The organism is Qipengyuania sp. (assembly GCF_043423005.1).
Classification (GTDB): domain Bacteria; phylum Pseudomonadota; class Alphaproteobacteria; order Sphingomonadales; family Sphingomonadaceae; genus Qipengyuania.
Window position 1 is genome coordinate 1 of the sequence record NZ_JBHWMI010000062.1, and the last position, 3,548, is coordinate 3,548.

At 64.4% G+C, this 3,548-nt stretch carries 4 protein-coding genes; 1 reads left to right on the top strand and 3 read right to left on the bottom strand.

What is annotated here, in order from left to right:
* From ACHFFA_RS09605 to ACHFFA_RS09615, 3 genes are all read right to left on the bottom strand, one after another.
* Positions 1-657, bottom strand: a 657-nt coding sequence (locus ACHFFA_RS09605) for an alpha/beta fold hydrolase (RefSeq protein WP_394270630.1), incomplete at its 3' end; no start/stop codon positions are given.
* Between the two features lie 516 nt (positions 658-1,173).
* On the bottom strand, positions 1,174-2,367 hold the full coding sequence (locus ACHFFA_RS09610) for an IS91 family transposase (protein ID WP_224800790.1): 1,194 nt from the start codon (positions 2,365-2,367) through the stop codon (positions 1,174-1,176).
* A 6-nt stretch (positions 2,368-2,373) separates the two neighbouring features.
* On the bottom strand, positions 2,374-3,282 hold the full coding sequence (locus ACHFFA_RS09615; RefSeq protein WP_394270631.1) for a tyrosine-type recombinase/integrase: 909 nt from the start codon (positions 3,280-3,282) through the stop codon (positions 2,374-2,376).
* Positions 3,283-3,321: 39 nt separating this feature from the next.
* On the opposite strand from ACHFFA_RS09615, the gene ACHFFA_RS09620 reads away from it, so the two are divergent.
* Positions 3,322-3,548, top strand: a 227-nt coding sequence (locus tag ACHFFA_RS09620) for a hypothetical protein (protein WP_394270632.1), incomplete at its 3' end; no start/stop codon positions are given.

Consider the following 3,548-nt stretch of genomic DNA (forward strand, 5'->3'; position numbering starts at 1 on the left):
ATTCTTTGCCGATTGACGTTCTTGGCTGTCTGGGTCGCCTTGTCTGGCTGACATTATTTTACGGATAAACACAGGGTCCCAGTGCCAATAGAAGCGCCCATCCGGCTTCTGCCGCAGATAGCTTTTCAGACCATCGCTCGCGCCCCGCCTGGGACGATGCGGCATGTAGCGAGCGATCACGTCGGCCGCCTCCTCTGGTGAGGCAAAGCCGCTATCGACATGCTCTTCCATGAAACCAACCACGCGCATCACACCGCTGGGCTCCATGCGCGGGGCAATGTCGACCAATGTGAGTGAAGCAAAGCTACCTGGAGCAAGCTCCCCTGCGGCAATCAGTCCAGCGAGCCCGCCCAGTGAAGCGCCGACCAGCGCTGGCTTCTGGTCCAGGCGCGACGCTGCAGCGACCAGATCCGCCGCGAAGTCGCGCATTTCATAAGCTCCGCATGGCGACCAATCGCTGTCTCCGTGACCGCGCATGTCGAAGGCGATTGCGCGAAAGCCGGCTTGAGCCAGCTCGCTGACCACCCTTCTCCACGCGCGCCGTGTCTGCCCGCCGCCGTGCGCAAGAAGGACGGGTTTAGCGTAGGCATCCCCCTCAGCCTCGGCTGTAAGAGAAATTGCGCCTGCGCCCTCAATCGTAAAGGTTTCTCTCGCCATCTCTGGATGGTAGGAAAGGCGCGCTAAATAGTAAACCGATTTAGTTTGTGGCTCTCGGCTCCGTGTTGGCTGTCCTGCAGGGCGTTTCAACGACGGCAAAAGTCTATGCCAAGAGGGGTTTCTCCAGACTATTCTCTAATGCACCGGCTCGCGATTCGGTCAGCAGTCGCTGTCCGCTTAATCCGCTCAAAGATATAAAAGCTGCCTTTCCGCTTCCGTTTAGAGTTTCGGACGCCGCGAGGCGTCGGAAAGTCGACGGTGCCCGAACCCGCGGGCCGCACGCGGTGCGCTATGGGGATTTCGACTTTGCACTGATCCCGACGGCTGCTGACGGTGCCGATAAGCGGAAGGGTCCGATAGCAGCCGGTCCGATTTTGCGATGACAAAGCAGCCGTAGGACGCCGGTTCGTCCGATTTTGGTGATGCGACTACTGCTTTTGGGCGGGTAATATGCGGACGTCATCGCCGCCGGAAGCGTGGCTGCGGCGGGGTGGAACAGTGTCATGCCGAGCCGGGTCACGGCGCAGGTTGCCCGGATGGAGCGGCTGCGCTCGGCGGACCGCGTGGCGGATGGCAGCGCTGGAAGGTCTCGATGATGACCATGTGCCCGCCGCAGCAAGGGCATGGCGGGTGGGGATCGGGCGGTTCGACGGGCGCCTCATCGACGGCAGGCGGTGCGACCGCGAGCAGCTGGCGGGCGCGTTCGAGACGGGCCTTGCGAGTGCTTCCGGCGAGGAGGCCATAGTGGCGGATGCGGTGGAAGCCACGAGGCAGGCAGTGCAGCAGGAAGCGGCGGATGAACTCGTCGGCGCCGAGCGTCATGATCTGCTGCCGGTCTGGGGCAGAGCGACGATAATCCTTGTAGCGGAACGTTACGCCATCCTCGTCGAAGGAGATGAGCCGACTGTTCGAGATCGCGACCCGGTGGGTGTAGCGCGAGAGATAGGCGAGCACGGCCTCAGGACCGGCGAACGGCGGCTTGGCATAGACGACCCAGCGCTTCTTCCTCACCGGTGACAGATGGCGCAGCAACGCACGGCGGTCGGCCAACTCCGCCAGCTTACCGAAGAAGGCGAGTTTGCCGGCATCGTGAAGCGCCAGCAGCCGGGTCAGGAACAGACGGCGGAACAAAGCGCCCAGCACGCGCACCGGCAGGAGGAAGGCCGGGCGGGACGATATCCATCGGTCCCCGTCCAGCGCGATACCGCCGCCCGGCACGATCATGTGGATGTGCGGATGATGGGTCATGGCCGAGCCCCAGGTGTGGAGCACGGCGGTGATGCCGATGCGCGCACCCAGATGCTTGGGATCGGCAGCGATGGTCAGCATGGTCTGCGAGGCGGTCTTGAACAGCAGGTCGTAGAGCAGAGCCTTGTTGTGGAACGCGATGGCGGCGATCTCGGCGGGCAGCGTGAACACGAGGTGGAAATAGCCGACCGGCAGCAGGTCGGCCTCGCGCGCGGCGAGCCAGGTCCGCGCGGCGGCGCCCTGGCACTTGGGGCAGTGGCGGTTGCGGCAGGAGTTGTAGGCGATCCGCCAATGGCCGCAGTCGGTGCAGGCCTCGACGTGCCCGCCCAGCGCGGCGGTGCGACAGTGCTCGATCGCCGACATGACCTTGAGCTGATGCAGGCTCAGGTGCCCGGCATGGGCGGCCCGATAAGCAGGCCCGGCAGCACGGAAGACGTCGGCAACCTCGAGCGAGGTGCGCACCGGCTCTCAGCCGCTCGGCACCTCGTTATCCGGTGCCGCCAAGGCCAGTCGGTCGAGCGGGCTGACAACTGCCCGCATCGTCTTCGTTGCCACCTTGGTGTAGAAGGCCGTGGTGTTGAGCTTGGCATGGCCGAGCAGTGCCTGGATAACGCGGATATCGACGCCGTCCTCGAGCAGATGCGTCGCAAAACTGTGCCGTAGGGTGTGCGGTCCGACCCGCTTGGCGATATCGGCTGCCTCTGCCGCTTGAACGACGACCCGGTAGAGCTGGCGGGTGCTGATCGGCACCGTCGCGTTCTGACCTGGGAAGAGCCAGCCATCGGCATGAAGCACACCCTGTTGCCGCCCCGCGCGCCACCACTCCCGCAGCAGCACAAGCAGACCTTCGGGCAGCATGGCGTTGCGATAGCGTCCACCCTTGCCGCGTTCGATCCTGAGCAGCATGCGCTTGCTGTCGATATCGCACACCTTGAGCGCCGAGACCTCGCCGACCCGCAGCCCCGCACCGTAGGCCACCGACAGCGCGGCCTGGTGCTTGAGGCAGGTCGTGGCGTCGAGGAGCCGCTTCACCTCGGGCTGGGTCAGCACCACCGGGATCTTGCGAGCATGAGCGGTGCGGACCAGCTTGCGGGCAAGCCCGGGCCGGTCGAGGGTGTGGGTGAAGAGGAAACGCAGCGCAGCCACGATGCTGTTCATGGTCGGCGCCGGCACCCCGGCTTCCCGTTGCTCAATCTGGAACCGCCGGACATCCTCGGCGGTCGCGGTGTGGGGCGAGCGCCCCAGCCAGGTCGCGAACCGCCCGACATCGCGCAGATAGTTGCGCTGCGTCTCCGGGCTGAACCGGCGCATGGTCATATCCTCGATCAGCCGCTGGCGCAGCGGGCTGATGGGCGAAACAGGTACAAGATCGTTCATCTCTCGACTCCTCGGTTGAAGGAGCCGGAATGGTCGGCCTTGTTCGATCTACTCGCTACGTTCTTGCTCTGGCGTCACCCGCGCCGCCAGCACCCCTCCCGCGAAGCGGGTTCGTGCTTCGGCCCCAAGTCGGTAATTACCTCCATCGAATACAACTGGGCGCCGTTCTACATCCGCACTACTGAGTCTGTACTGAACGGCACTTGGAAATCGGCTGACTACTGGGGTGGGCTGGCCGATGACGCCCTGACCATGCCGATCACACC

Excerpts from the sequence above, each read along its gene's own strand:
- ACHFFA_RS09615 (WP_394270631.1), bottom strand. The coding sequence starts at position 3,282 with ATGAACGATCTTGTACCTGTTTCGCCCATCAGCCCGCTGCGCCAGCGG.